General features: G+C 66.4%; 22 protein-coding genes. 8 read left to right on the forward strand and 14 right to left on the reverse strand.

The features are described 5' to 3' along the window. Positions 1–172: 172 nt before the first annotated feature. The 7 genes from ACSQ3M_RS06010 to ACSQ3M_RS06040 form a co-directional block, all read right to left on the reverse strand. Positions 173–970 (reverse strand): ABC transporter ATP-binding protein, encoded by a 798-nt coding sequence (locus tag ACSQ3M_RS06010; RefSeq protein WP_436149135.1) that lies wholly within the window; start codon positions 968–970, stop codon positions 173–175. An 11-nt stretch (positions 971–981) separates the two neighbouring features. Continuing rightward, complete coding sequence (gene ntrB, locus ACSQ3M_RS06015; protein ID WP_436149136.1) at positions 982–1,890, reverse strand: nitrate ABC transporter permease; 909 nt, start codon at positions 1,888–1,890, stop codon at positions 982–984. Between the two features lie 29 nt (positions 1,891–1,919). Beyond that, complete coding sequence (locus ACSQ3M_RS06020; protein WP_436149137.1) at positions 1,920–4,616, reverse strand: molybdopterin-dependent oxidoreductase; 2,697 nt, start codon at positions 4,614–4,616, stop codon at positions 1,920–1,922. Positions 4,617–4,618: 2 nt separating this feature from the next. Further along, positions 4,619–5,833, reverse strand: a complete 1,215-nt coding sequence (locus tag ACSQ3M_RS06025; RefSeq protein ID WP_436149138.1) for an NAD(P)/FAD-dependent oxidoreductase — start codon at positions 5,831–5,833, stop codon at positions 4,619–4,621. A 4-nt stretch (positions 5,834–5,837) separates the two neighbouring features. Then, positions 5,838–7,157, reverse strand: coding sequence for a CmpA/NrtA family ABC transporter substrate-binding protein (locus tag ACSQ3M_RS06030; protein WP_436149139.1), 1,320 nt, complete (start codon positions 7,155–7,157; stop codon positions 5,838–5,840). 303 nt (positions 7,158–7,460) lie between these two features. After that, positions 7,461–8,507 (reverse strand): CmpA/NrtA family ABC transporter substrate-binding protein, encoded by a 1,047-nt coding sequence (locus tag ACSQ3M_RS06035; RefSeq protein ID WP_436149140.1) that lies wholly within the window; start codon positions 8,505–8,507, stop codon positions 7,461–7,463. After that, entirely contained in the window at positions 8,504–9,088 is a 585-nt protein-coding gene (locus tag ACSQ3M_RS06040; RefSeq protein WP_436149141.1) for an ANTAR domain-containing response regulator, read from the reverse strand. The genes ACSQ3M_RS06035 and ACSQ3M_RS06040 overlap by 4 nt, the downstream gene beginning before the upstream one ends. Before the next feature lie 142 nt (positions 9,089–9,230). On the opposite strand from ACSQ3M_RS06040, the gene ACSQ3M_RS06045 reads away from it, so the two are divergent. The 6 genes from ACSQ3M_RS06045 to ACSQ3M_RS06070 all read left to right on the forward strand — a co-directional run bounded on the left by ACSQ3M_RS06045 (position 9,231) and on the right by ACSQ3M_RS06070 (position 14,881). Next, positions 9,231–9,890: a GntR family transcriptional regulator gene (locus tag ACSQ3M_RS06045; RefSeq protein WP_436149142.1), complete on the forward strand. Its 660-nt coding sequence runs from the start codon at positions 9,231–9,233 to the stop codon at positions 9,888–9,890. A 53-nt stretch (positions 9,891–9,943) separates the two neighbouring features. Next, entirely contained in the window at positions 9,944–10,942 is a 999-nt protein-coding gene (locus ACSQ3M_RS06050) for a TRAP transporter substrate-binding protein (protein ID WP_436149143.1), read from the forward strand. Positions 10,943–10,951: 9 nt separating this feature from the next. Then, complete coding sequence (locus ACSQ3M_RS06055) at positions 10,952–11,464, forward strand: TRAP transporter small permease (RefSeq protein WP_436149144.1); 513 nt, start codon at positions 10,952–10,954, stop codon at positions 11,462–11,464. Between the two features lie 5 nt (positions 11,465–11,469). After that, positions 11,470–12,744 carry a TRAP transporter large permease gene (locus tag ACSQ3M_RS06060; RefSeq protein WP_436149145.1) on the forward strand — a complete coding sequence of 425 codons (1,275 nt, stop codon included), beginning with the start codon at positions 11,470–11,472 and terminating at the stop codon, positions 12,742–12,744. A gap of 10 nt (positions 12,745–12,754) precedes the next feature. Then, positions 12,755–13,936 carry an enolase C-terminal domain-like protein gene (locus ACSQ3M_RS06065; protein WP_436149146.1) on the forward strand — a complete coding sequence of 394 codons (1,182 nt, stop codon included), beginning with the start codon at positions 12,755–12,757 and terminating at the stop codon, positions 13,934–13,936. 225 nt (positions 13,937–14,161) lie between these two features. Beyond that, positions 14,162–14,881, forward strand: coding sequence for a response regulator (locus ACSQ3M_RS06070; protein ID WP_436149147.1), 720 nt, complete (start codon positions 14,162–14,164; stop codon positions 14,879–14,881). 103 nt (positions 14,882–14,984) lie between these two features. Here ACSQ3M_RS06070 and ACSQ3M_RS06075 read toward each other — a convergent pair whose 3' ends face one another. The 7 genes from ACSQ3M_RS06075 to ACSQ3M_RS06105 form a co-directional block, all read right to left on the reverse strand. Next, entirely contained in the window at positions 14,985–17,663 is a 2,679-nt protein-coding gene (locus ACSQ3M_RS06075) for an ATP-binding protein (protein WP_436149148.1), read from the reverse strand. Further along, positions 17,660–18,706 (reverse strand): ABC transporter substrate-binding protein, encoded by a 1,047-nt coding sequence (locus ACSQ3M_RS06080; RefSeq protein WP_436149149.1) that lies wholly within the window; start codon positions 18,704–18,706, stop codon positions 17,660–17,662. The genes ACSQ3M_RS06075 and ACSQ3M_RS06080 overlap by 4 nt, the downstream gene beginning before the upstream one ends. Before the next feature lie 87 nt (positions 18,707–18,793). Continuing rightward, positions 18,794–18,991 (reverse strand): hypothetical protein, encoded by a 198-nt coding sequence (locus tag ACSQ3M_RS06085; protein WP_436149150.1) that lies wholly within the window; start codon positions 18,989–18,991, stop codon positions 18,794–18,796. Between the two features lie 426 nt (positions 18,992–19,417). Continuing rightward, positions 19,418–20,572 carry an NAD(P)/FAD-dependent oxidoreductase gene (locus ACSQ3M_RS06090; protein WP_436149151.1) on the reverse strand — a complete coding sequence of 385 codons (1,155 nt, stop codon included), beginning with the start codon at positions 20,570–20,572 and terminating at the stop codon, positions 19,418–19,420. Next, entirely contained in the window at positions 20,569–21,927 is a 1,359-nt protein-coding gene (locus tag ACSQ3M_RS06095) for an FAD-dependent oxidoreductase (RefSeq protein WP_436149152.1), read from the reverse strand. Before ACSQ3M_RS06095 ends, ACSQ3M_RS06090 begins: the two co-directional genes overlap by 4 nt. After that, positions 21,920–22,234 (reverse strand): (2Fe-2S)-binding protein, encoded by a 315-nt coding sequence (locus ACSQ3M_RS06100; protein WP_436149153.1) that lies wholly within the window; start codon positions 22,232–22,234, stop codon positions 21,920–21,922. Before ACSQ3M_RS06100 ends, ACSQ3M_RS06095 begins: the two co-directional genes overlap by 8 nt. Positions 22,235–22,323: 89 nt before the next feature. Next, positions 22,324–23,148 carry an IclR family transcriptional regulator gene (locus tag ACSQ3M_RS06105; protein WP_436149154.1) on the reverse strand — a complete coding sequence of 275 codons (825 nt, stop codon included), beginning with the start codon at positions 23,146–23,148 and terminating at the stop codon, positions 22,324–22,326. Positions 23,149–23,269: 121 nt separating this feature from the next. Between ACSQ3M_RS06105 and ACSQ3M_RS06110 the strand changes: the two genes are divergently transcribed. Both ACSQ3M_RS06110 and ACSQ3M_RS06115 read left to right on the forward strand, forming a co-directional pair. Beyond that, positions 23,270–24,043 carry an enoyl-CoA hydratase/isomerase family protein gene (locus ACSQ3M_RS06110; RefSeq protein ID WP_436149155.1) on the forward strand — a complete coding sequence of 258 codons (774 nt, stop codon included), beginning with the start codon at positions 23,270–23,272 and terminating at the stop codon, positions 24,041–24,043. A gap of 87 nt (positions 24,044–24,130) precedes the next feature. Further along, positions 24,131–25,198 (forward strand): ABC transporter substrate-binding protein, encoded by a 1,068-nt coding sequence (locus tag ACSQ3M_RS06115; RefSeq protein ID WP_436149156.1) that lies wholly within the window; start codon positions 24,131–24,133, stop codon positions 25,196–25,198. Positions 25,199–25,209 lie beyond the last annotated feature (11 nt).

Raw genomic sequence — 25,209 nt, forward strand, 5'->3', positions numbered from 1 at the left:
CCCCCTCCCTTCTCCCCCCGGGGGAGAAGGTGGCAACGCGAAGCGCTGACGGATGAGGGAAGTCTTGCCCCGTCGCGGTTCCGTCCCTCATCCGACCCGGCTTCGCCGGGCCACCTTCTCCCCCGAGGGGAGAAGGAAGGGCCCAGCGCTGCGCTCTCCATCAGCCTCTCCATCACGCCGCTTCCACAAACCTGTGGCGCTCGTAGAGGAATTTCAGCACCGCCTCGCGCGCGGCGATGTAGGTGCGGTCGGAGACCAGATCGAGACGCTTGCGCGGACGCTCCAGCCGGACATCGAGCACCTCGCCGATGCGGGCGGAGGGGCCGTTGGTCATCATCACGATCCGGTCCGAAAGCAGCACGGCCTCGTCGACGTCATGGGTGATCATGATCATCGTGTTCCCGAGCGCGGCATGGATCTGCATGATCGAGTCCTGCAGATGGGCGCGGGTCAGCGCGTCGAGGGCGCCGAAGGGCTCGTCGAGCAGCAGGATCTTCGGCTCCATCGACAGGCCGCGGGCAATGCCGACGCGCTGCTTCATGCCGCCGGAGATCTCGGCGGGGCGCTTGTCCCTGGCATGGGCCATCTGGACGAGGTCGAGATTGTGCATGATCCAGTCATGCCGCTGCGCCTTGCTCTTCACGCCGCGGAAGACCTTGTTCACGGCGAGCGCGACATTGTCGTAGACGGAAAGCCAGGGCAGCAGCGAATGGTTCTGGAAGACCACCGCCCGCTCCGGCCCAGGCGAGTTGACCTCCTTGCCTTCGAGCAGCACGGCGCCGGCGCTCACCGGTGTCAGCCCAGCGATGATGTTGAGCAGGGTCGACTTGCCGCAGCCGGAATGGCCGATGACAGAGACGTATTCGCCCTTGTCGATGACGAGGTTGATGTCCTTCAGCACGTTGGTCGAAGCCGCACCGCGCTGGAACGTCTTCTCGACATGGTCGATCTTGAGATAGGGGGTGCTCATGGTCCGGCTCCTCAGTTCACGACCGTGCCGCGGGTGACGATCGTGCCGACGAAGGCGACCAGCCGGTCGAGCACGAAGCCGACCACGCCGATGTAGACGAGCGCCACGATGATGTCGGACAGGCGCGAGGAGTTCCACGCGTCCCAGATGAAGAAGCCGATGCCGACGCCGCCGGTCAGCATCTCGGCCGCGACGATGGCGAGCCAGGACAGGCCGACGCCGATCCTGAGGCCGGTGAAGATGTAAGGCGCGGCCGAGGGCACCATGACCTTGAAGAAGAACTCGACCTGGTTCAGCCGCAGCACCTTGGCGACGTTGCGGTAGTCCTGCGGGATGTTGCGGATGCCGACCGCGGTGTTGATGATCACCGGCCAGATCGCGGTGATGAAGATCACGAAGATCGCCGAGGGCTGGCTGTCGCGGAAAGCGGCGAGCGAAAGCGGCAGCCAGGCGAGCGGCGGCACGGTCCTCAGCACCTGGAAGACCGGATCGAGCCCCCGCATCGCCCAGACCGACTGGCCGACGAGTGCGCCGAGGAGGATGCCGACGATCGCGGCGAGGCCAAAGCCGATGGCGACGCGCTGGAGCGAGACCAGGATGCGCCAGCCGAGGCCGATATCCTGCGAACCGGCCCAGAAGAACGGCTCGGTGATCAGGTCCTTCGCTTCAGCCCAGATCTTCGTCGGCGGTGGCAGCGAGGATTGCGGGCCCGAGGCGGCGATCTGCCAGAACAGCAGGATCAGCGCGACCGTGATCAGTGGTGGCACGAGGTTGACCAGCACCGATTTCACCAGCGGCGCCAGTCTCTCGCGCAGCGGCTTTCCAGTCGCCTGAGGCAACGCCACCACGCCCGCACTCGCGGCCGGCAAAGCGACGACCTTTGCGCCCGCGCCGACGTCCTTCAAGGCAGCCTGAGCCATTCTGTCACTCCTGTGATCGATCGGTGCGTTCATGCCGGCACCTCAACGCGCTGCTGCGCGCCGATGCGGCGGATTTCAGGGAGGCACGAACCGCAATTCGTGCCGGCTTTCAGCTTGCGGCCGATATCTTCGACCGTGATGGCGGCGCCCTCGGCGAAGGCGGCCCGGATCGCGTTCAGCCCGACGCCGAAGCAGGCGCAGACCGTCGGGCCCTGGTCGGCGGCGCCATCGAGGCTGCGGCCGGAGAGCAGAGCCAGGCGCTGGCGCGGATCGAGCGCATCGCCGGCGAAGGCGAGCTTGACCGCATCCCAGACCGGCGCGTCATGGTCCGGCCCAAGGAAGAGCGCCGCAGCGAGCCGGCCGTCGCGGATCAGGGCGCAGCGGTAGAGTCCGCGCTCGGCATCGACCATCTCGATCAGCCCGTCGGCTCCGAAAGCGGCGTGGGCGAGCCGCATGATCTCGTTGGCATCGGCCTGCGTTGCGAAGAGCCGGCCCTGCCCGCTCTCGACCGCGACGCGGGTCCACCAGCTTCCCTCCGGCAACGCGAAATCTTCGGCACCGAGCAGGAAGCCGCGCGAGTGGAAGGAAATCGGCGCGATCGCAGCCGGCGTCGCCTTCATCTCCGGCTGGCCGGAGAACGGGTCGACCAGCGGCTGGACGGCATCGCCGACACGAGCGTCGGAGGCGGTCTCGGCCGACCAGTGGATCGGCGCGAAGATCGAGCCCTTCTGCGCACCGGCATCCAGCGCGACCTTGAGCACGACTGCGCCGTGGGCGGTCGCAATGCGGGCGAAGCCCTTGTCGGCCAGGCCGTAGCAGGCCGCATCCTCGGGATGCACCAGCACGGTCGGCTCGGCGATATGGGCCGAGAGCCGCGGGCTCAGACCCGTGCGCGTCATCGTATGCCAGTGATCGCGGACGCGGCCGGTATTGAGCAGCAGCGGGAAAGCCTCGCTGGTCGAGACTGCGAGCGCCGGCATGGCGAGCGGCTGCATCGTCGCCTTGCGGTCGGCGGTGAAGAAACCGCCTTCGGCGAAGAGCCGGGCCGTGCCTTCGGGCCGGTCTGCCGGAACCGGCCATTGCACCGGGGCCAGCGTGTCGTAGACGCGGCGCGTCAGGGCGGCATGGGCGCCGATGTCGAAATCGCGGCTGCCCTCGTTCTCGAAAGCCGAGAGCGCGGCGTGCTCGGCATAGATCTCGTGCGGGCCGGCATAGGTGAAGGCATCGCCGAAGCCGAGGCGCTTGGCGACTTCGCAGACGATCCGCCAATCCGGCCTGACCTCGCCCGGCAGCGGCAGGAAGCCGCGCTGGCGCGAGATCCGGCGCTCGGAGTTGGTGACGGTGCCGTCCTTCTCGCCCCAGGCGGCGGCCGGCAAGATGAAATCCGGCCCAGCGGCGAGCGTGTCATTCGACAGCACGTTCTCGGAGACGATGAAGAGCTCGAGCCCGCGCAACGCCGCCTTGACGGCATCCGCGCGCGGCAGCGAGACGGCGGGGTTGGTCGCCATCACCCACATCGCCTTGATGCGGCCATCGGCGACGGCATCCATCATGGCGACCGCCTTGAGGCCTTCAGCTTGCGCCATGCGGGGAGCGCCCCAGAAGCGGCGGACGCGGGCGATCTCGGCCGACGAATAACCCATATGGGCGGCGAGCATGTTCGCGAGCCCGCCGACTTCGCGCCCGCCCATGGCATTGGGCTGGCCAGTCAGCGAGAACGGGCCACTGCCGGGCCGGCCGATACGGCCGGTGGCGAGATGGCAGTGCAGGATCGCGGCGACCTTGTCGGTGCCCTGCGCTGACTGGTTGACGCCCTGGCTCCAGGCGGTGACGACGGCGGGCGTGTCGGCCCAGAGCGCGTAGAAGCTGGCGATATCAGCCTGCGGAAGGCCAGTCAGGGCAGCGGCTGTGGCCAGGTCGGGCGCGATCTCACGGGCATTGGCGAGCGCCGTGTCGAAGCCGGCGACGTGGCACTCGATATACGTGCGGTCGAGCAGGCCAGCGTCAGCCAGATGCACCAGCAATCCGGCGAAGAGGACGCTGTCCGAACCCGGCTTCAACGGCAGGACGAGGTCGGCATCCTCGGCTGTCGCCGTGACGCGCGGGTCGATCACGACGACCTTGGCGCCGCGCTCGGTCCGGTTCTGCTGGATACGCCGGAACAGGACCGGGTGGCACCAGGCGGTGTTGGAGCCGACCAGCACGATCAGGTCGGCGCTGTCGAGGTCCTCATAGTTACCCGGCACGGTATCCGAGCCGAGGACACGGCGATGGCCAGCGACGGTCGAGGCCATGCAGAGCCGCGAATTGGTGTCGACATGCGGCGAGCCGATGAAGCCTTTCATCAGCTTGTTGGCGACGTAATAGTCCTCGGTCAGGAGCTGGCCGGAGAGGTAGAAGGCCACCGCCTCCGGACCGTGCCGGTCGATGACGCGCCAGAGGCCGTTCGCAACCGCGTCCAGCGCCTCGTCCCAGGAGACTTGGGTATAGGCGCCGCGCGCATTTCGTTTCAGCGGATGCATCACGCGAGTGCCGAGGCCGAGCGTTTCGCCGAGCGCCGAACCTTTCGAGCAGAGCCGGCCGCGATTGGCCGGATGATCCGGGTCGCCGGCGATCGCCGCACCGCCCTTGCCGTCCGGCGTCGCGAGCACGCCGCAGCCGACCCCGCAATAGGGGCAGGTCGTGCGGGTCGCTGCGACAGCGGCTAGCGGGGCGTCGTGGCGCATGCTCAGGCCGCCCTCGGGGTGCAATAGGCCTCGCCGAAGGGCAGGTCGGCACGGATCGGCGAGATATCCTGCTGCGAGCGGATCAGGCCGAGATAGAACAGCGCGCCGGTGGTGTCGCCGACGAGGACGCAGCCGGCGAGCCGCCCCTCGCGCAGCACGAATTTGCGATAGATGCCGGCGCCGGGATCACGCAGCACCATGACCTGCGCGCCCTCCCCGACCTCGAACTCGCCAGCGGAGAAGACGCCGACGCCGGAGACCTTGAGATTGGTCGAGAGCAGCGAGCCCGGGTAGCTCGCCTCCCTGCCGGCAAGCCGCGTCGCCAGCACGCGGGCCTGCTCATAGGCCGGCTCGACCAGGCCGTAGACCTGGCCGCGATGCTCGGCGCATTCGCCGATGGCGAAGATCGTGGGATCCTCACTCGCCAGATGGTCGTCGACAACGATGCCGCGATTGCTCTTGAGCCCGGCGGCAGCGGCGAGGTCGATGTTGGGCCTCACCCCGATGGCAATGACGACGAGATCGGCCGGGATCAGCGTGCCATCGGCAAGCTCGACCGCCTCGACCTTGTCCTTGCCGACGAAGCCTTTCGTCGAGGCGTTCAGCCGCACGGCGATGCCGCGCTGCGCCATCGCCGCCGCGAGCAGGCCGGCGCCTTCCGCATCAAGCTGGCGCTCCATGAGGCGATCGACCAAATGAAGCAGCGTGACCTGGCCGCCGGCGCGCGCCAGACCATAGGCGGCTTCCAACCCAAGCAGGCCGCCGCCGATGACGACGATGCGGGCGCCCCGCTCGGCGTAGGTTCGCATCAGGCCGACATCGGCGGTGTCGCGGAAGGTCGCGACGCCCGGCAGGTCGCCGCCGGGGAAAGGCGGCCTGAGCGGCTTCGAGCCGGTGGCGAGGACGAGCTTGCCGTATGGCAGGGTCAAGCCATCGGCCAGAGTGACGCTCTTCGCCGCCCGGTCGATGCCGGTGACCGGCTTGCCGTAGAGCATCGAGACGCCGCGCGCCTGCCACCAGGTGGCAGGCTTCAGCTCGATCTCGGGCTCGCCGATCTCGCCGGCGAGCAAAGGCGAGAGCAGCACCCGGTTGTAGGCGAGCCGCGGCTCGGCGCCGATCACCGCGATCGAGTAGCGGCCGAGCGCGCGCTGGCTGAGCTCGTCGACCAGCCTGGTCGCCGCCATGCCCTTGCCGACGATGACGAGCGGCTCGGCCATGGCGTCAGGCCACCCGCTTGATCTTGAGCGCCTTGAGATAGTCCATCGGCGCCGCCGGATCGAACTTCATGCCGTCGAAGAAGGTCTCGACGCCGCGTGAGTCGCCGCTGGCCGCATTGGCGACACCGAGGGTCTTGGCGGCTTCCGACCAAAGGTCGGAGCGATTGGTCTTGTCGACCAGCGCCTTGATGTCGATGTTGGTGTCGAACTTGCCCCAGCGGATGTTCTCGGTGATGAACCAGGCGTCGTGGCTTTTCCAGGGGTACGAGACGGTGCCGCCCTCACCCCAGAACTTCATGTAGAGGTTGGTGCCTTTGGCCTCGCGGCCATTGCCGTAGTTGATGTCACCCTGCAGGCGCTTGTTGATGTCGCCGACCGGGACGTTGAACCATTGCCGCTTGCCGACGATCTCGGCGAGCTCCTGGCGGTTCTCCATCTTGTCGGCCCACATCTGGGCCTCCATCACCGCCATCAGAATGGCCTGCGTCGCCTTGGGATTGGCGTCAACGAAATCGGCACGCATGCCGAGGATCTTCTCGGGGTGCCTGAACCAGAGCTCGCCGGTGGTGAGCGCGGTGTAGCCGATATTCTGGTTGACGAGCTGCTCGTTCCAGGGCTCGCCGACGCAGAAGCAGTCCATCGCACCGACCTTCATGTTCGCCACCATCTGCGGCGGCGGCACGGTGATCACCTTGATGTCGCTGTCGGGGTCGATGCCGCCGGCGGCGAGCCAGTAGCGGATCCAGAGATCGTGGGTGCCGCCCGGGAAGGTCATCGCGGCGGTCAGTTCCTTGCCCGCTGCCTTCTTGCGCTCGAAAGCCTGCTTCAGCGGCGAAGAGTCCTTCTGGACGTTGAGGTCCTTGTATTCGTTCGAGACCGAGATCGCCTGCCCGTCCTGGTTCAGGTTGAGCAGCGTGTACATCGGCAACGGCTGGCCGTTCTGCATGACCTTGCCGGTGGAATAGAGATGCGTCTTGGGCCTCAGGATGTGGCCGCCATCGATGCCGTTGCTCTTGAAGCCGAGCGCCATGTTGTCGCGCGTCGCGCCCCAGGAGGCCTGCTTGGCGATGTCCATGTCGGGCAGGCCGTATTTGGCGAAGAGGCCCTTCTCCTTGGCGATGACCAGCGGCGCTGCATCGGTCAGGGCGATGTAGCCGAGACGCGTGCCCTTGAGCTCGGGGCCGGCGCTCTGCGCGAAGGCTCCGTTCGGAAGCGCCAGCTTGGCGGCGGCAGCCACGGCCGCTGCGCCCGTCAGGTTCAGGAATTCGCGACGGCTCGGCCCGGCCTGGAGAGCGGCGGCCTTGGTCTTGACGGTCTTGGTCATCGATCGCTTTCCCTCGTGAACGGTTTGGTGTCCGCGAAAACGAAAACGCCGCGCGAAAGTGCCCTGCCGGGCTCCCTTCGACAGCGGCGTTGCTGTGCGTTCCGATTTCGAACTTGCTCGCGGGCAGCTTTGGCCGCGGTTGAGACGGTCGATACAAGGACCGTGCCAACTCAACGGTCGGCAGCAAGCATTTGAATTGTTTCAAGTAGCGTTGATAGGCCGAGGTACGCGGTGCCTTTGATTTAATTTTGTGCGCCGCACAATTCGAGCGCAACTGCACAATTTATAATCACGCCTAGAATTTCACCTTTCGGCCGATTCCGTGACAAGCGGTCCGAAGACTGCCCGCGCCCGCTCGGTCAAATCCGATGTGACCACGACCTGCCCCGCCCGCGCCATCGCGGCGAGCAGACGGTCGGCATGAGCCGGGTCGGGATGGATCGCAGCGGCATCGAAGCGGATATAGGACGGCACCTGCCGAACCGGGCGCCCGCCGCCCTGGATGATGTCGCCGCGCAGGATCGCCTCGATCAAGGCTGCCGGAGCCGCAAGGCGATCCGGCGCCGCGAGCAGTCGGGCAAGGCTCGGCCAATTCGCTTCGTCCGAAGCCCAGCGGCTCGCTTCTATCAGCGCCGCGTTCAGGCGGGAGACTGCCTCGCTGCGGCGCTCGACGTCGTCGGCACGCCAGGCCAGCACCTTTTCCGGCAGATCCGGCATGAGATCGACGCCACAATGCAGGATCGCGCCGACGCCGGCCTCGACCGCGAGAGTGTTCCAGGGCGCGCCGGCACAGAAGCCATCGACCTCGCCGCTGGCCAGCGCCTCGACCGTGCGGACCGGTGGCACGATCTCGAGCCGAACGTCTTCGCCAAGACGGACGCCGCCGAGCGCCATCCAGTCGCGCAGCAGATAGGTATGGCAGGAGAAGCCGAAGACCGCGGCGAAGGCGAGCGGCGGCAGGCCGGACGCCTTGCGGGCGGAGATGAGCGTCGCGAGTGCCTGCGCCGAGACCGCCGAATCCGCCAGATCGCCTGTCGCAACACGCGCCATTTCCTCGAAGCGGCGCAGCGAAAGGGTGAGCGCATTGCCGTTCAGGTTCAGCAGGATCGGGGCTGCCATCGGCGCAGTGACGCCGCCGATACCAAGCGTCGAGGCGATCGCCGCCGGCGCCAGCATGTGCGCGGCGTCGAGCAGGCGTACATGCAGGCGGTCACGCAGGTTCGACCACGAGACGTCGCGCACGAGCTCGAGCGCGAGCCCGTGAGCGTCGGCGATTCCAGTGTCGGCGGCAGCGACCAGCAGGGCCGCATCGACGAGTGGCATGAAGCCGATCCGCAGGCGCAAGGTCATTTCAGCACCTCGGCGGCTGTGATGATCGAACGGGCGATGTCGGCGAGCTTGCGCTTCTCGTTCATCGCAGCGCGGCGCATCAGGGCGTAGGCCTCGTCCTCGCCCAGCCCCTTCAGGCGCATGATGATGCCTTTGGCGCGGTCGATGAGCTTGCGATCGTCGAGTTGCGAGCGGACCTCGTCGAGCTCCTCGCGCAGCTTGCTGAAGGCGTTGAAGCGGCTGATGCAGGTCTGCAGGATCGGCTTCATCCGCTCCTTCCTGAGGCCGTCGACGATATAGGCCGAGACACCCGCCTCGACCGCGGCCTCGATCTGGGTCGCGTCCGACTGGTCGACGAACATCGTGATCGGCCGCCTGACATGGCGGCTGACCTGGAACATGTCGGCGAGCGCGTCGCGACTTGGATTCTCCAAGTCGATCACGACGACGTCCGGGTCGTGCTGCACGATGGCAGCGACCAGCCCGTTCGTCTCGCTGACCCGAACGATGGCGCTGAAGCCGGCCTCGCACAGCCCCTCTTCGATGATGGCGGCCCGGATCGGGTTCGCATCGACAACCAGGATCTTGATGTCTGACGTCATGCTGTGTGAATGCGCATTGCTCCTCGGGAGAAAGCAGGATTCGAGCCAGCTCCACTTTTGCACAACTGGGTGATGGCGACATTGACAGGGAGATTTGCATTCTTCTAAATCATGCACGATCCAAGATGCAGGATGCAAAATCTTGAACGGTGCACGCAAGATCGAGCGGGTCGTGCTCGGCGACCAGGTCTACGAGGCGATCAAGGAGCGCATCCTCGACCAGGCCTACGCGCCGGGTGAGAAGCTCGTCGTCGACGGGCTGGTGCGCGAGCTGGGGGTCTCATCGACGCCGATCCGCGAGGCGCTGGCGAGGCTCGTCGCCGAGGGACTGGTCAAGGCCGAGCCCTTCATCGGCTTCGCCACCGCGCCCCTGCCGGACCAGCGCTATTACGAAGACGTCTACAGCTTCCGCGGCGTGATCGAGCCCTGGGCAGCGGCAGAGGCGGCACGGCGCAGGCCCGGACCGGACATCATCAAGGCGCTGCGCGACGAGGTCGCGATCATGAAGGCGGGCGCACCCTCGCGTGAGTATCGCAGCCATCGCGCCTTCACCGAGGGCGACGACCGCTTCCATCGCATCATCCTGCAGGCTGCCGGCAACCAGGTCGCCCTCAAGAGCTATGACGACCTGCGCTTTCACCTGCACATCTCGCGGCTCTACCTGAGCCGCGAGCAGGATGTCGGTCTGACCCACCAGGAACATTTCCGCATCGTCGACGCGCTCGAAGCGGGCGATCCCGATGCAGCGCGTGAGGCCATGCGCCTGCATCTCGAAGGTTCCTACGAGCGGCTGATCAAATAGCCGAAACGCCCCCGAGGCCGAAAACGGCCCGGTTCAGCATCAGGGAGAAACGCATGATCCTCAGACGCATCGCCGCCGCGGCCTTGATCGCCGGCAGCTTCATCGCCGGCACGGCACAGGCGCAGACGCTGCGCTTCGGCCACGCCAACACCACCGCCGAGATCGCCGGCGAGCTCTTCCAGGAGTTCGCCGAGCGGGTGAACAAGGGCACGGGCGGCGCGGTCACCATCCGCGTCTTCCCGGCCGAGCAGCTCGGCAAGGAGGTCGACCTCTTCAAGCAGGTCAAGGAAGGCGCGCTCGACCTGTCTGCCCCGTCAATGGCGGCAGCGTCATCGCTGGTGCCGGCTCTCGAGATCCCGAGTGCGCCGTTCCTCTGGAAAGACTGGGCCGAAGCCGAGGCGATGATCCGCTCCGACGCCTTCGATCCGATCTTTGACGAGCTGCGCGACAAGCACAACATCGTGCCGATCACCCGCGTCTGGTACTGGGGCTGGCGCAACATGACGACGCTCGACCGGGTCGTGAAGAAGCCGGAGGACATGCAAGGCCTGAAGATCCGCGTGCCGGAGAGCCCGGTCTGGGTCGAGATGATCAAGGCCTACAGTGCCGCGCCGACGCCCGTGCCATTCGGCGAGGTCTATACCGCGCTCCAGCAGAAGACGGTCGACGGCCAGGAGAACCCGATCCCGACGATCTTCTCGCGCAAGTTCTACGAGGTGCAGGGCTATGTCGCGATGACCCGGCACATGCTCCAGAACAACATGATCGTTATCAACAAGGACAGCCTGGCGCGCCTGAAACCCGAGCATCGCGAGGTCCTGTTCGCCGAAGCCGCCCGTGCCTCGGCAATGAACACCTATCTCCAGCAGAAACGCGAGGCCTCGATGCTGGAGGAAATCCGCAAGTCCGGCCGCTCCAAGATCATCGAGGACGTTGATCGCGACGCCTTCGCCGCCAAGTCCAAGGTCGTCGCGACCGCGATGGAAGGCCGCTGGGGCAAAGCCCATCTCGACCGCGTGCTCGCGGCGATCGAAACGCAGCGCAAGCGCTAGCCCGCGACGATGACCGGCCTCACCCTGATCCGGCGGCTCGACGATTGGTCGAGCCGCGTCGAGAGCGCCTTTCTCGCTGCGCTGCACGGCGCGATCGCGACGCTGGTCTGCGCCGCCGTGGTCTTCCGCTACGTGCTGAGCGACCCGCTGACCTGGTCCGAAGAGCTCATCCTCATCCTGTTCGGTTGGATGATCTTCCTCGGCATCGCCAACGCCTTCCACGCCCGCACGCACATCATCATCGACGTCGTCGTGCTGTTCGCGCCGCGCTGGCTCTGCTTTGCCTTCGGCCTGCTCGCCTTCACAGCCACGGCCGTGGTCCTCGGCACGCTGACCTTCTTCTCCTGGCGCTATCTCCAGCGCGAGCTGCCGAACCTGACGCCGATGCTCGGCATCTCCGCCGGCTGGGCGATCGCACCGCTCTTTCTCGGCAGCGTGCTCTCGCTGCTCCATCTCCTGCGCAACCTGATCGATGAGGGCGTCACCGGCGTGCTCTGGTCCGACATCACGACGCGGGATTAGCGGCCATGGTGACCATCCTCCTTGTCTCTTTCGCCGTCATGCTCGTGGTCGGCACGCCGATCTGGATCGCCATGGCCGGCTCGGCCCTGCTCGCGATTTTCATGGAGGGCATCCCGCTCACCGTGGCGGCGCAGCGCATCGTCGCCGGTGTGCAGTCTTTCCCGCTGCTGGCGATTCCGCTGTTCACGCTCGCGGGGTCACTGATGAATGCGTCCGGAATCTCCGAGCGGCTGTTCAGTTTCACCAAGGCGCTGGTCGGCCATATCCGCGGCGGCCCGGCCCACACGCTCGTCGTCGGCGAGGTCTTCCTCTCCGGCATCTCAGGCTCCTCGGTCGCCGACACTGCCGCCGCCGCGCGGGTGTTCGTGCCGCAGCTCGAGAAGATGGGCTATCCGCGCGCCTTCGGTGCGGCGCTCTCGGCGGTCGCCGGCACGCTCGGGCCGATCATCCCGCCCTCGATCCTGATGGTGGTCTACGCCTGGCAGGCCAACATCTCGCTGGGTAGCCTGTTCGTCGCCGGCATCATCCCCGGCCTCGTCATGGCCGGCTGCATCATGGCGACCATCGCCATCATGGCGTTGAAGCGCGACTTCCGGCCGGCCGGCGCCTTCTCGCTCGGCAATCTCTGGAAGGAGTTCAAATACGCTTCGCTGGCACTGCTGATGCCGGTGCTGATCATCGTCGGCTTCCGGGCCGGCCTGTTCACCGCCACAGAGATCGCCGGCGTCGCCGCTGCCTATTCGCTCGTCGTCGGCATGCTGGTCTACCGCACGATCCGCCTCGCCGACCTGCCGGCGATCCTGATCGGCACGGCGCGCGAGACGGCGGTGATCCTCGCCATCGTCGCGGCAGCCTCGCCCTTCAGCTGGATCCTCGCCGTCGACCAGGCACCGCAGCTCGTCACTGAGTTCATGAAGTCGATCTCGACCGACCCGCTGGTCGTGCTGCTGATCCTGAACATCGCCCTGCTGATTGCCGGCATGTTCATGGAGACGATCGCGATCATGATCATCCTGGTGCCGATCCTGCTGCCGCTGCTCACCGCGCTGCAGATCGACCTCGTGCATTTCGGCATCGTGCTGCTGGTCAACCTCGTCATCGGCCAGGTGACGCCGCCGGTCGGCGTGCTCTGCTTCGTCGCCATGGCGATCACGCGCGTAAAGCTCGGGCCGCTCTTCCGCGAGCTCTGGCCTTTCCTGATCGCGCTTATCGTCGCGCTCGCCATCATCACCTACGTGCCAGCGCTCAGCCTGTGGCTGCCGCAAGTGGCCGGTTTCTGAGGGATTCTCCATGACCAGGATCAGCGAAGTCGAGATCGTCGAGTTCTCGTTCAAGGCCAAAAATCTCGGGCCATCGGCCGAGAATGCCCGCGCCATCTACAACATTGGCTACAAGCCGAACTCCGAGCTGGAGCTGACCAAGTTCGCCGTCATCATCCGCAGCGAGGACGGCGCCGAGGGGCAGTACGTCATGCACTGGGGCGGCACCCGCGCCACCATGGCCCAGACGCTCTCGCTCGCGCCCAACATCCTCGGTCGCAATCCCGATCACCGCGAGGAGATCTGGAACGACATGAAGCGGGAACTCCGCCAGCACGACGGCATGGGCATCGGGCCGATCGACATCGCGCTGTGGGACCTCGCCGGCAAGCGCTTCGGCGCCTCGGTCTCGCAATTGCTCGGCGGCTTCCGCAGCAAGCTCAAGACCTATGCCTCGACCTATCACGGCGACCGCAATGGCGGGCTCGATTCCCCGCAGGCCTTCGTCGACTTTGCCGAGCACTGTTACGACCTCGGCTACCGCGCCTTCAAGGTCCATGGCTGGCACGACGGCGATGCCCGCAAGGAGGCCGCCAACGTCCTGCATGTCGCCAAGGCGGTCGGTGACCGCATGACCCTGATGCTCGATCCGGCCAACGAACTGCGGACCTTCGCCGACGCGCTCTATGTCGGGCGCGCCTGCGACGAGGGCAATTACTTCTGGTACGAGGACCCGATGCGCGATTGCGGCGTCTCGGCCTTCGCCCACAAGAAGCTGCGCGAGGCGCTGAAGACGCCGATCCTGCAGACCGAGTATCTGCGCGGCTTCGAGCCGAAGGCCGATTTCCTGATTAATGGCGGCACCGACGCACTGCGCTCCGACCCCGAATACGATCTCGGCATCACCGGCGCGATGAAGATCGCCCATCTCGCCGAGGCCTTCGGCGTCGACGTCGAGATCCACGCCTGCGGTCCGGCCCATCGCCACTGCATGGCGGCGACCCGCAACACCAATTTCTACGAGCTCGCTCTCGTCGGGCCCGATTGCCCGAACGCGGTGCCGCCGGTCTATACTTGCGGCTACAGCGACCAGCTTGATGGCGTCGACAAGGATGGCTGCTTCCCGGTGCCGACCGGGCCCGGCCTCGGCGTGAGCTATGACTGGGACTATATCCGCGCCCATGAGACCGCGCGGGAGGTGTTCAAGCTGTAATCCAGCCCACCGCCGCGAGGAGAGTTGCTCGTACGGCGAACCCGCACGCGGCGCGGCGCGGGTCGTTAACAAATCCCTTATCGCCGCCGGTCATTCGGTGAACGGCTGTCAACAATTTCGCCGGCCGGCGCTTGCAGTGCATCAATCTCTGTTGAATCGTCGGTTCAGCCGGATCGTCAGGCCCTCCATCGAGGGGCGACCCGGCTGACCGGGACATCAGAACCGATGGATGCGACATCTCGTGAACGGCTCGTCATCGTCGAGGACGATCCCGTCACCCGCACGGTCATTTCGGGGTATTTCGTCGATCAGGGGTTTCTGGTCGAGGAGACCGAAACCATGGCCCAGGCCAGGCAGACGGTCCGGCGCTTCAAGCCGGATCTGATTTTCATCGACGTCGTCTTGCCGGACGGAGACGGCTTCGAACTCGCCAGAGAGCTTCAATCGGTGTCTGACGCCGGTATCATCTTCGTGACGCAGCGCGATGCCGACGTCGACCGTATCGTCGGACTGGAGCTCGCCGGCGACCACTATGTCGGCAAGCCCGTCGACCTGCGCGACCTGCTCGCCCGGGCCCGTTCGCTGCTGCGCCGGCGAAAAATCGAGCGCGACATGGCGCGCCGCAACATCACGGTCACCTTCGGTCCTTTCAACATGGATTTGCGGCGCCGCGAGCTTGCGACGATCAACGGCGATCCGATCCGCCTGACACGCGGCGAATTCGACCTGCTCGCCGCCCTTGTCGAAAGCGATGGCCACCCCCTCACCCGCGATTATCTGATCGAGGTCGTCAGCAACCGCGATACCTCCGTCGATGCACGCAGCGTCGACGCATTGGTGGCGCGCCTGCGGAAGAAATTGGGGGATACGGGCAAGGCGGGCATGATCAGGACCGTCAGCGGAACCGGCTACAAGCTCGGCGTTGCCGTGGAGCGCGATGTCTAGAGCCGGATCCGATCAGGCTGAATCAGCCTGATCGGATCCGGCTCTCACTTTGAGTTAGAGCCCGTTCCGATCAACTTGCGATGCAAGTTGATCGGAACGGGCTCTAGGCGACAGCCGTCTCGGCGGGCACCTGCCCTTCCAGCCTGGCGAGGGCGTCGAGGGCTTCGGTGCGGGCCCGGTCTAGCGTCTCGGTCGCGCGCGTCAACGCCTCGGCGCTTGCACCCGTCGCCTCGCGCTCGAGCGCAGTCGCCAGGGCGAAGACACGCCCAAGACCAACAGCCCCTGCCGAGCTCGCCAACTGATGGGCCAGCCGGCCCAGCTCGACACGGTCAAGGCGTTCAGCGGCCTCCCCCATGCCCCTTAGAATGGTCGCGGACACCGTCGCGAAGAGCGCCACGAGTTGCCGCGTCCGTGCCTCGCCGATCAACCCGCGCTGGGTCCGGAAGAAGGTGACGTCGACGGGCTGATCCGGCGACAGGGCGACGACAAGACCTCGACCACTGCGGCCTCCCCTGCGGCCGATCATCTGCAGGAGTGCGGCGGAGGTGATCGGCTTGGACAGGATCGTTGCTAGTCCCGCTGCACGCATCCGCCGCATCGTCTCCGGAGAGACATCCGCCGTCAGCGCGACGATCCGGGGCTGCGCGATGGCCGGCAAGGCACGGATCGCCCGTGTGGTTTCGATACCGTCCATTCCGCCCATGTGCATATCGAGCAGAACAAGGTCGAATGTGCGCTTGCGCAGGGTTTTCACAGCCGCCTCGCCCGAGGCCACGGCCTGCACCTTGTGACCGGCCTTGCCGACCATCAGCCGAGCGACCTCGCGCGTCACGGGGTCGTCGTCGACCACGAGAATGCGCTGCAATTGCTCCGGAGGCGCCTCGCCGGGCCGGGCCGCGGCCTTGGCCGCAGTCAGTGGCAAGCTGACGGAAAAGGTGCTGCCTTGCCCGCTGGCGCTGGCGACGGAGATCGAGCCACCCATCAACTCGACGAGCTTCCTGCAGATCGCCAATCCGAGACCGGCCCCACCGTTGCGGCGTCCCGTTTCCGGGTCGACCTGAACGAAATCGCGGAAAATATGGTCCTGTATAGCGGGGTCGATGCCTATGCCGGTGTCGCGCACCGTGAGTGTCAGCCTGGCGCGCTGCGAGGCTGATGCGGGCTGGAAAGCGGCACCGAACTCGACCTCGCCCTGCTCGGTGAAGCTGATCGCATTGCGCAACAGATTGACGATAACGCGGTGAATCTTGCCGGAATCGCCGTGCAGGCGCAGGCCCTCGGGCGGGGGCTGCAACCTCAGGACCAACCCCTTCTGCTCTGCCAGGGGATGCATCAGCGCTGCGGTTGCGGTCATGAGGGCGCCAAGATCGAAATCGCGCAGATCCAGGCTTTCGGTTCCGGCCTCCAGCCGGGACAGGTCGAGCGTCGCGTTGGCAAGATCGACCAGCGCCTCGCCGGATGTCGCGGCCATGGTGATGAGACGGCGGTCGCGCTGGCTCAAGCGTCCACGATCGATCAGTTCCAGAACCCCGAGCACACCGGATAGCGGCGTGCGGATATCGTGCCCGACCACGGCCAGGAACCGAGACTTGGCACGCGTCGCCTCTTCCGCCGCCTTCTGCCCTGCCGAGGCAAGCGCGAGCGCCGTCTTCAGGGCCACGGTGCGCTCCGCGACCTTGTCTTCCAGGACGGCGCGGCTTTCTGCGAGGCGTTCTGCCATGAGGTTGAACTGCTCGCCGAGCTCCTGCAACTCGTCGCCGGTGTGGATGTCGATCCGTTCGTCCAACTCGCCCTGGCCGATCCGCGCGGCACCAGCGCCGAGCGCCTTGATCGGAGCGACGAGTTTTCGGCTAAGAGCAATGCCGACCAGCACGGCGACGAAAAGTGCAACAGCCAATAGAGTCAGTGAGCGCAGGATCGAGGCATAGATCGGCGCGAAGGCCTCTCTCACTGGCAGATCGACCACGACGTTCCAATCGAGATCCGGCACGGCGGCCATGACCGAGAGGACGCGCCGGCCCTCGACATCCGTCATAGAAAGCCCGGCGCCCGAGCCGCCAGCCGCCGTATGCGCGCTCACCAGATCGGCGAGATTGGTGTTCCGGAGAACGAAACGCAGGTCGGGATGGGCGATCAGCCGGCCGGAACGCGTGGCGATGTAGGCGCGGCCGGCTTCGCCGACCTTGAGCCGGGACACGACATCTCGGATGAAGACGAGATTGACGGTCGCCCGCACAACCCGGTGCGGAGCGAAGGCCGAACGCCGGAGCAGCACCATATGCGGCTCCGAGCCGCGCCGGAACTCGACCTCGCCATAAAACCTGCCCTGTGAGAGCGCGATCTGGAAGCCCCGGTCGGCGGACCAGTCCATATCGCTGCCAGCCCGGTCGCGCGCGAAACGCGAGAGGAAGAGCTGTTCGCGCCCCTCCTGATCGATCTGGCGTAGGTCGAGGATCGCGGGAACCTGCCGCAGCAGCCTCAAGCCATCGAGATGACGCTCCTCGGGCGAGTTATTGCCGGTGCCGTTCTCAGAAGCCAACTCAAGGTCGCTCATGATGTCGGCGACGAAGGCGCCGATCCTCTGCGCCGCCGCCCGGGCCTGCTCCTGCTGGACGCGTACGAGAAGGGCCCGCTGATCCGAAAAGGCGAACAGAGCTGCAATCGCTGTATTGAGCCCGAGAGCCAGGCAGATCGCGACGACGACGAAAACCGTATACTTGCGGGTGAGGCCGACACGCGGCTGCGATACGCTGTCCTGTTCCGCAGCGCCGTGCAGTGTCACGACACGATCCGGGTCGCGCGGATTCGCAGGGATGGCGGCAGGTCCAATCCCAGGGCCGCGGCCGCGGTTCGATTGATGACCAGCTCGAAACTGCGCGAGAACTGCACCGGCAGTTCGGCGACATTCGCCCCTCGCAAGATGAGATCGATATAGGAGGCGATCAACTCGGCCGTCTCCTCTCGCGCGCCGGTATAAGAGATCAGGCCACCCTGCAGCGTGAAGGTGTCGAACGGGTAGATCGCCGGCAATCGTTGCTGCGCCGCGGCAGCCGCGCAGGCGGCGGCATTGCGGAAGGTGAAGCTGTCCGGCAGGAACACCAAACCGTGCCCGCCGCCCTTGGCAGCAAATGTCGCGATCTCGCGCGAGATCTCCGATGCCTCGGTCACGTGGATGGTTTCGAGAGCAAGCTCCGCACCCGAAATGCTGCTATGCAAGCGTGCGAGATAGCTCTTGCCCGCAGCCGGCGTCGTATAGGGGTTGAAGACCACGCCGATGCGGCGGGTCGCCGGCGCGATCTCGGTCAAGAGCTCGACCCATTTCTCCGACATGGCGGGGTCGTTGTTGCTGAATCCCGTGGCGTTGCCATCGGGACGCTCCAGCGAGCGCACGAAACCGCTACCGACGGGATCGGACGCGGTCGAGAACAAGACCGGAATCTGCCGGGTTTGCTCCAGGACAGCCGCGGTCTCTGCGCTGGAGCCGACGACGATGACCTCGGGCTTCTCGCGGACCACCTCGGCGGCGACCCGCGCCAGATCATCCTCGTTCACACCCGAGAACCGCCAGACCATACGCAGATTCCGGCCTTCGACCCAGCCCTTCTCGGCCAGGAGCCTGCTCAGCTCCGCCATCCGGGCGCGCAGGAGAGGATGGTCGAACGGCACGCCGACCATCAGCATGATCCGCCTCACGGGCTCCGCCGCCAGAGCCCGCCGATCAGGGATCGCGAGCCCCGATGCTCCCAAGGCGATCAGAAAGAAACGACGATGCATCATGTGAGCCGGGTCCAGGAGGCGACACCCCAGCCGCGCCTCCTGCGGCAAGTTTCGCATGGTCCGCCACGGCGCGTCGAGAGCAGCTCGCGTGAGCATTCGTCCCTTCCAGAACCTCGCCCGGGCCCTGCCGCGGATTCACGAACCGCCCTGTCTGGAGCTGATCACCCAATCAGCATCGGAAGCGAGAACGGTCTGCTGGAATCGTACGCGAAAGGTCTCTCCGAGCGCAGCTCCAGCGATGACGGCCAGCGCCTCCCCGTCTGCGGCGACGGTCCCGCTGTTCATGACGATGATGCGGTCGCAAAAGCGCGCGGCCAGGTCGAGGTCGTGCATGATCACGACCTCCACCGCCTCACGCGACAATCTCCGCGAGCGATGCACCAGGTCGAGGCGGTGGCGGATGTCGAGGCTCGGGCCGGAGCGACGGTCCCTGCGAGCATGGTGCGCGCCCCGCGCTGTTCTACAACGACGTCAGCAAGGAGCAGATTCTCACTTACGGCCTGCAGAATTTCGCCACCCGCTCGCTCAATCTCGATACGCAGAGCTATGGCGTCGAGCTCGATGCGAGCTGGCGCGTCAACAGTGCTCCATGGCGCACTGAGACTCGATCACGCTGATCAGGCCCTGATCAACTATGCGCTCCACCTACGGACGGAAGGGCTTGATGTTCTGCTACTCACTGATGACACGATCTGCGGCACGGCTCCAACGCTAGCAGCTGGCGCTCCATCGAATGATCAGCGTTGATCTGTCGCTCCATCAGTCGAACTCCTTGCGGAATTTCTCGCTGATGGTCGCAGTCGAACGAAAGCGCCCGATCGAGAACGGCTGCAGCGGCGTCTGCGTTGCGCCGTCGGTGATCATCTCGCTGAGACAGAGCCCGACGCCGGGGCCGACCTGGAAGCCGTGGCCGCAGAAGCCGAAGGCATGGAACAGGCCCGGCGTCGTCTCGCTTGGGCCGATCACCGGGATCATGTCCGGCAGATAGGCCTCGATACCAGACCAGACGCGGATGACATGGCACTGCGCGAGCATTGGCGCGACACGCGCCAGCGCCCGCATCGCCGCGAGCGTCTTGGCGGGAGGGACCGGCGCTCGGTTGTTCGCCGGATCGGCCGCCGTACGCGGATAGCCGGCCAGGATGATGTTGCCGCGCGGGATCTGCCGGAAGATCACCGAACCATCAATCGCCTGAACCGACGGGCCGATCAGATAGGGGGACGGCTCCGTGACGAACTGGGGCGGGCCGGCCGGAAAGACCGGCGCCGTTTCGCCGAACCGCTCCGCGATCTCGAGCGCCCAGGCACCGGCGCAGTTGACGAGCGCGCCGCAGCTCAACGTTTCTCCGTCGGCCAGCGTCAGCGCAAACCCGTCGCCCGAGCGATCGACGGCGGTAACGCGCGTGTTCTCGCGGATGACGGCTCCGTGCCTTGCGGCGGCCCGCGCAATGGCGGGGGTGGCGAGACGGGGATTGGCGGTGGCGTCGCGTGCCGAGAAGGTCGCTGCGACGGCGCGATCGCCGAGCCAGGGCCAGCGCCGCTTGAGCTCGGCCAATCCGAGCCGCTCGATGGCGAGCCCGTAGGATTCGGAGACCTTGGCGTAGCCCTCGAGCCTGGCGTGCTCCTCCTCGTCATAGGCGAGATAGAGATGGCCGGTCTGCTCGAACTCGCAATCCTCGCCGACCAGCGCATCGAAATCCTCCCAGAGCGCCTGGGAGCGCAGGGACAGCGGATACTGGCCGGGAAAGCGGCCCTGGAGACGCAGGTTCCCGAAGTTGACGCCGCTTGACTGCGCGCCGACCACGCCCTTCTCGATCAAGGTCACGCGCTGCCCGCGCCGTGCGAGGAACAAGGCGGTCCAGGCGCCGATCAGCCCCCCGCCGACGATCGCGACATCGTTGGTGCGGCCGCTCATGCCGGGTCCCCGGCTGCCGCGAGCGCGATCGGCTTGACCGGGGCCTGGCCGCGCAGCCGCCCCGCGGTGGCTCCGCCCCGCCCGGCCGCAACGATCTCCTGCAAGGCAGGGCCGCAGACGCGGCCCTGGCAGCGTCCCATCCCGCAGCGCGTCATCGCCTTGACCCGGTTGACCTCGATCGGGCCGAGCTCCTTAGCCATCGCCGTGCGGACGTCGCCGACCGTCACGTTCTCGCAGCGGCACAGCGTGACGGAATCGGACAGGGCAGCGATCTGCGCCGTCGGCCAGGCGAAAGCACGCGCCAGACCACGCTGGAAAGCGCGCAGGCGCTCGACCTGCCGTGCCAGCCGCCTCACGAGCGCGATATCCTGCGGCTGGCCCAGATCAGTGAGGATCGCGTGGGCGGCGAGCGTGCCGCTCGCCTCGGCCGCGTCGGCGCCGCCTATCCGCACGCCATCCCCGGCGAGATAGAGGCCGGGCCGGGCCCGTCCCAGGCCGTCGATCTTCGGCAGATGCAGCCTGAAATCCGGATCATAGGCGAACTCGGCCTGCGCCAGGTCGGCGAGCTGCGTCTCCGGCTTCAGGCCGTAACCGAGCGCGACCGCATCGCAGGCGAAACGGCGTTCGCGGCCCTGCGCATCGCGCAGCAGCAGGGCTTCGACGCGGCCCGCTCCCTCGACGGCGACCGGCGTCACGCCATGCAGCATCTGCGTCCCGACGCGCAGCGACGCGCCCATATACCAGATGCCGCGCAGCAGCGTCCGCGGGGCCTGCAGCAGCGCCGGCAGCGTGGCGGCCTTGGCGGCGAACGGCGTCGTATCGGCGATCACCGCGATCTCCGCACCCATGTCGCGATATTGCTTCGCTGCCAGCGCCAGCAAGGGCGACGAGCCCAGAAAGGCGACGCGGCTTCCGATCAGGCAGCCCTGATCCTTCAGCGCGACCTGCGCGCCACCGAGGGTGAACACGCCGGGCAAGGTCCAGCCGGGCAAGGGCGCCACCCGGTCCATCGCGCCGCTGGCGAGCAACAGCCTGTCGAAGGCGAGCGTCTCGGCCCGACCGTCCTGCAGCAGATGCAACTGGTTGCCGTCGATGGCCCAGACCAATGTCCGCGGACGATAGTCGATCTTCGGCCGCAGCGTCTCGAAGCGGCGATGCAGCGCCGCATATTTCCCGGCCTCCGAGCCCATCAGCCTGTTCATGTCGAGCGCGAGATCGTCGGCCGGCCGGCGATAGCCCTGGCCGCCTGCTCGCGCGCCTTCATCGATCACGACGGGCCTCAGCCCTTTCGCGCACAGCACCTCGGCGGCGCTGATGCCGGCTGGCCCGGCTCCGACTATGACGATGTCAGCCATCTGCCCTGACCAGTGGCTGCGGCTCGGCAGACAGGACCATCCCGTCGGCGACCTCTGTGGTGCAGGCCCTGATCCGGCCGCCTTCGGCGCTCCAGACCCAGCAATCCTGGCAGGCGCCCATCAGGCAGAAGCCGGCGCGCGGCTCAGCCCCGAACTCAAGGCGGCGGATCAGGGCGCCGTTTTCGAGCAGCGCGGCAAGGACGCTGTCGCCGGTCGTCGCCTGGATGGTCGTGCCTTCGAAGCTGAGCGTCGCCGGCTGTCCTGCGCGGACGGCCACGCGGCGGAACTGGGCCCTCGGAGCGTCCATGTGGATCTCGAAGTTATTTCAATGCGATAATAGTTCTCGAATATTGATAAAACAGCAGTCGGCGCTGTCAAGCGCCTCCTGCTTGCGGCTCAGACCCGCGAGATTGCGTGCGCGGTGGCGATAACGAGAGAGGAAAACCGCGAGACGACCTCGGCGTGGCTAAAGCGCGAAGTCGAGGCCGCGATGTTCACGGCGGCTTCGGGACGGCCGTGATGATCGACGATCACGGCGGCGATCGAGGCGTCGCCGAGATAGACCTCCTCGAAGGCGGTGGCATAACCCTGCGCCGCGGACTGGCGCAGCTTCTCCCGCAGGGCATCGCGCTGCCAGGTCGTCGAGGGCGTGTGCGCCTTGAGGTCGGAAACGTCGATGATCGCCATCGCCTCCTCCTCGGGCAGGCGCGAGAGCATGGCGATGCCGGGCGCGGTGCAATAGGCCGGCATCCGCGTGCCGATGATGACGTCAGTGTTCAGCACATGGCGGCTGAGGAAGCGCGAGACGAAGATGATCTCCGTGCCATCGCGCACGGTGAGATTGACCGTCTCCTCGGTCTCCTTGCTGAGATGCATGAGATAGGGCATCGCCCGGTCGAGCAGGCGGCTGCTGCGCACGAAGTGGTAGCCGAGATCGAGCGTCTTCGCGGTCAGCTCGAAGCGCTTGGTCTGCGCGTCCTTGCGCAGATAGCCGAGCTTGGTGAGCGTGTGGGTGAAGCGCTGCGCGGCGCTGACATCCATCCCCGTCTCCGAGGCGACCTGCGACAGGTTGAGCGTCTGGTGCTGGCGGCCGAAGGCGGAGAGCACCCGGAAGGCCTTCTCGACCGAGTTGACCATCAACGCGTCGTCCTTGCGCCCGGCCGGATCGGCCGGCGCCGCTGGGTTCCTGCGGCCGTTCTGTGTCGCTTCGGGCATCGTCATCGGGGCCTGTTCTCCTGGCTCGATCAATGGCTGCGGCCAACGCCCTTGACAAGGTGAGCCTTTCGCGCAGATTATTCAATAAGAGTTATTGCATAACAATAAACACCCATCGGAGAGCGGTATGAAGGACTCTGTTCTGGTCGAGGTGCGCGGCGCTATCGGCATCCTCACCCTCAATCGGCCGCAGATCCTCAATGCCTGGAATGCGCCGATGCGGTCCCGGCTCGTCGAAGGCCTCGACGAGCTCGAGGCGAACGAGGCCGTGCGGGCGATCATCCTCACCGGCGCAGGCGATCGCGCCTTCGGAGCCGGCCAGGACCTCAACGAGACCAAGACCTTCGATCCCGACCGCGCCGAATTGTGGATGGGCGAATGGGAGCGGCTCTATGACCGGCTCCGCTCGCTCTCGAAGCCGATCATCGCCGCCTTGAACGGGGTCGCCGCCGGCTCGGCCTTCCAGGTCGCGCTGCTCTGCGACCTGCGCATCGGCCATGACGGCGTCACCATGGGCCAGCCCGAGATCAACTCCGGCATCGCCTCGGTGACCGGCCCCTGGATCATGCGCGAGATGATCGGGATCGCCCGCACCATCGACCTGACCCTGACCGGGCGGATGATGGATGCCGACGAATGCTTCCGGATCGGCCTGATCAACCGGATCGTGCCGCAGCAGAAGGTGATGGAGGCGGCTCTCGCACTGGCCGGGGAACTGGCTGGAAAGCCGCCCGTCGCCATGCGCCTCAACAAGGCCCGCTTCCGCGAGGTCACGGAGGAGAGCTTCCGCGAGTGTCTCAAGGCCGGCATCCGCAATCAGCGCGAGGCCTACGGCACCGGCGAGCCGGCGCGGATGATGGAGCAGTTCCTGGCCGTTCGCGCCGCGCGCAAAAGCGCCTGACGAGCCATGCGCCTGATGGGACCACGCGCCTGACGATCTGATCACCCACGGGGAAATGCGGAAAACCGCTTGAAAGGGGAGATGACGATGACGACTGGAACGACGAAGCCGACGCGACGCACCTTGCTGCAACTGGCGGGCGGCGCGGCCGCCGGCACCCTCGCAGCGCCCTATCTCGCCGGGGCCGCACGGGCAGCGACCCAGATTACGGTCGCCGATCCCGGCGGGCCGTTCGGGCCGGCCTTCCGCAAAGCGTTCTACGACCCCTTCGAGAAGGCGACCGGCAACAAGGTCGTCAACGTCGCCCGCGAAGCGGAGCCGACCGCCCAGTTCAAGGCGATGGTCGAGACCAAGTCCTACACCTGGGACGTCTGCACGCTGACGCTCTCGGCCCGCGACATCCTGAAGACGCAGGGGCTGCTCGATCCGATCGGCTTCGCGCATGCCGATGTGCCCAAGCTGATGCCGCAGGCGATCTCGCCCGAATTCATGGGCACGGACGTCTATTCGACGATCTTCGCCTATCGGACCGACCGGGTGAAGAACGCCCCGGCGAGCTGGGCCGATTTCTTCAATGTCGACAAGTTCCCAGGCCGGCGAGCGCTGCGCAAGAACCCGATCGACACGATCGAGCAGGCATTGCTCGCCGACGGCGTGCCGCTCGACAAGCTCTACCCGCTCGACATCGACCGCGCCTTCAAGGTTCTCGACAAGCTCAAGCCGCATGTCGCGGTCTGGTGGACCGGCGGCGCGCAGTCGACCCAGCTTTTGCAGAGCGGCGAAGTCGACATGCTGCCGGGCTGGAACGCACGCCTGCAGGCGGCGATCGACGGCGGCACGCCTGCCAAGATCGTCTGGAGCCAGGGACTCTACTCGATCGAGGGCTGGGGGCTGCCAAAGGGCGGACCGAAAGCGGATGTCGCTCGCCAGTTCATCCGTTTCTGCTCGGACCCGAAGGCGCAGGCCGCCTTCACCGAAGTCCTCGCCTATGGCCCGACCAATCTCGATGCCTATCAGACCATTCCGGCCGAGCGCGCCAAGTTGCTCCCGACCTCGCCGGAGAACCTGAAGCAGATGGCGATCGCCAACGAGGATTGGTGGAGCGCCAATCGCTCGAAGGTCACCGAGCGCTTCAACTCCTGGCTCCTGACCTGATGCCGATGGCG

Source organism: Allobosea sp. LjRoot90, from assembly GCF_964254315.1.
Taxonomy (GTDB): Bacteria; Pseudomonadota; Alphaproteobacteria; order Rhizobiales; family Beijerinckiaceae; genus Allobosea.

Bases quoted from the DNA above. Each gene is read 5' to 3' on its own strand.
- ACSQ3M_RS06090 (WP_436149151.1), bottom strand. From the start codon at position 20,572: ATGAGCGGCCGCACCAACGATGTCGCGATCGTCGGCGGGGGGCTGATC.
- ACSQ3M_RS06085 (WP_436149150.1), bottom strand. From the start codon at position 18,991: ATGCACGACCTCGACCTGGCCGCGCGCTTTTGCGACCGCATCATCGTC.
- ACSQ3M_RS06115 (WP_436149156.1), top strand. From the start codon at position 24,131: ATGACGACTGGAACGACGAAGCCGACGCGACGCACCTTGCTGCAACTG.
- ntrB (WP_436149136.1), bottom strand. From the start codon at position 1,890: ATGGCTCAGGCTGCCTTGAAGGACGTCGGCGCGGGCGCAAAGGTCGTC.
- ACSQ3M_RS06035 (WP_436149140.1), bottom strand. From the start codon at position 8,507: ATGACCTTGCGCCTGCGGATCGGCTTCATGCCACTCGTCGATGCGGCC.
- ACSQ3M_RS06010 (WP_436149135.1), bottom strand. From the start codon at position 970: ATGAGCACCCCCTATCTCAAGATCGACCATGTCGAGAAGACGTTCCAG.
- ACSQ3M_RS06030 (WP_436149139.1), bottom strand. From the start codon at position 7,157: ATGACCAAGACCGTCAAGACCAAGGCCGCCGCTCTCCAGGCCGGGCCG.
- ACSQ3M_RS06110 (WP_436149155.1), top strand. From the start codon at position 23,270: ATGAAGGACTCTGTTCTGGTCGAGGTGCGCGGCGCTATCGGCATCCTC.
- ACSQ3M_RS06020 (WP_436149137.1), bottom strand. From the start codon at position 4,616: ATGCGCCACGACGCCCCGCTAGCCGCTGTCGCAGCGACCCGCACGACC.
- ACSQ3M_RS06065 (WP_436149146.1), top strand. From the start codon at position 12,755: ATGACCAGGATCAGCGAAGTCGAGATCGTCGAGTTCTCGTTCAAGGCC.
- ACSQ3M_RS06070 (WP_436149147.1), top strand. From the start codon at position 14,162: ATGGATGCGACATCTCGTGAACGGCTCGTCATCGTCGAGGACGATCCC.
- ACSQ3M_RS06055 (WP_436149144.1), top strand. From the start codon at position 10,952: ATGACCGGCCTCACCCTGATCCGGCGGCTCGACGATTGGTCGAGCCGC.
- ACSQ3M_RS06060 (WP_436149145.1), top strand. From the start codon at position 11,470: ATGGTGACCATCCTCCTTGTCTCTTTCGCCGTCATGCTCGTGGTCGGC.
- ACSQ3M_RS06050 (WP_436149143.1), top strand. From the start codon at position 9,944: ATGATCCTCAGACGCATCGCCGCCGCGGCCTTGATCGCCGGCAGCTTC.
- ACSQ3M_RS06025 (WP_436149138.1), bottom strand. From the start codon at position 5,833: ATGGCCGAGCCGCTCGTCATCGTCGGCAAGGGCATGGCGGCGACCAGG.
- ACSQ3M_RS06105 (WP_436149154.1), bottom strand. From the start codon at position 23,148: ATGACGATGCCCGAAGCGACACAGAACGGCCGCAGGAACCCAGCGGCG.
- ACSQ3M_RS06040 (WP_436149141.1), bottom strand. From the start codon at position 9,088: ATGACGTCAGACATCAAGATCCTGGTTGTCGATGCGAACCCGATCCGG.
- ACSQ3M_RS06100 (WP_436149153.1), bottom strand. From the start codon at position 22,234: ATGGACGCTCCGAGGGCCCAGTTCCGCCGCGTGGCCGTCCGCGCAGGA.
- ACSQ3M_RS06095 (WP_436149152.1), bottom strand. From the start codon at position 21,927: ATGGCTGACATCGTCATAGTCGGAGCCGGGCCAGCCGGCATCAGCGCC.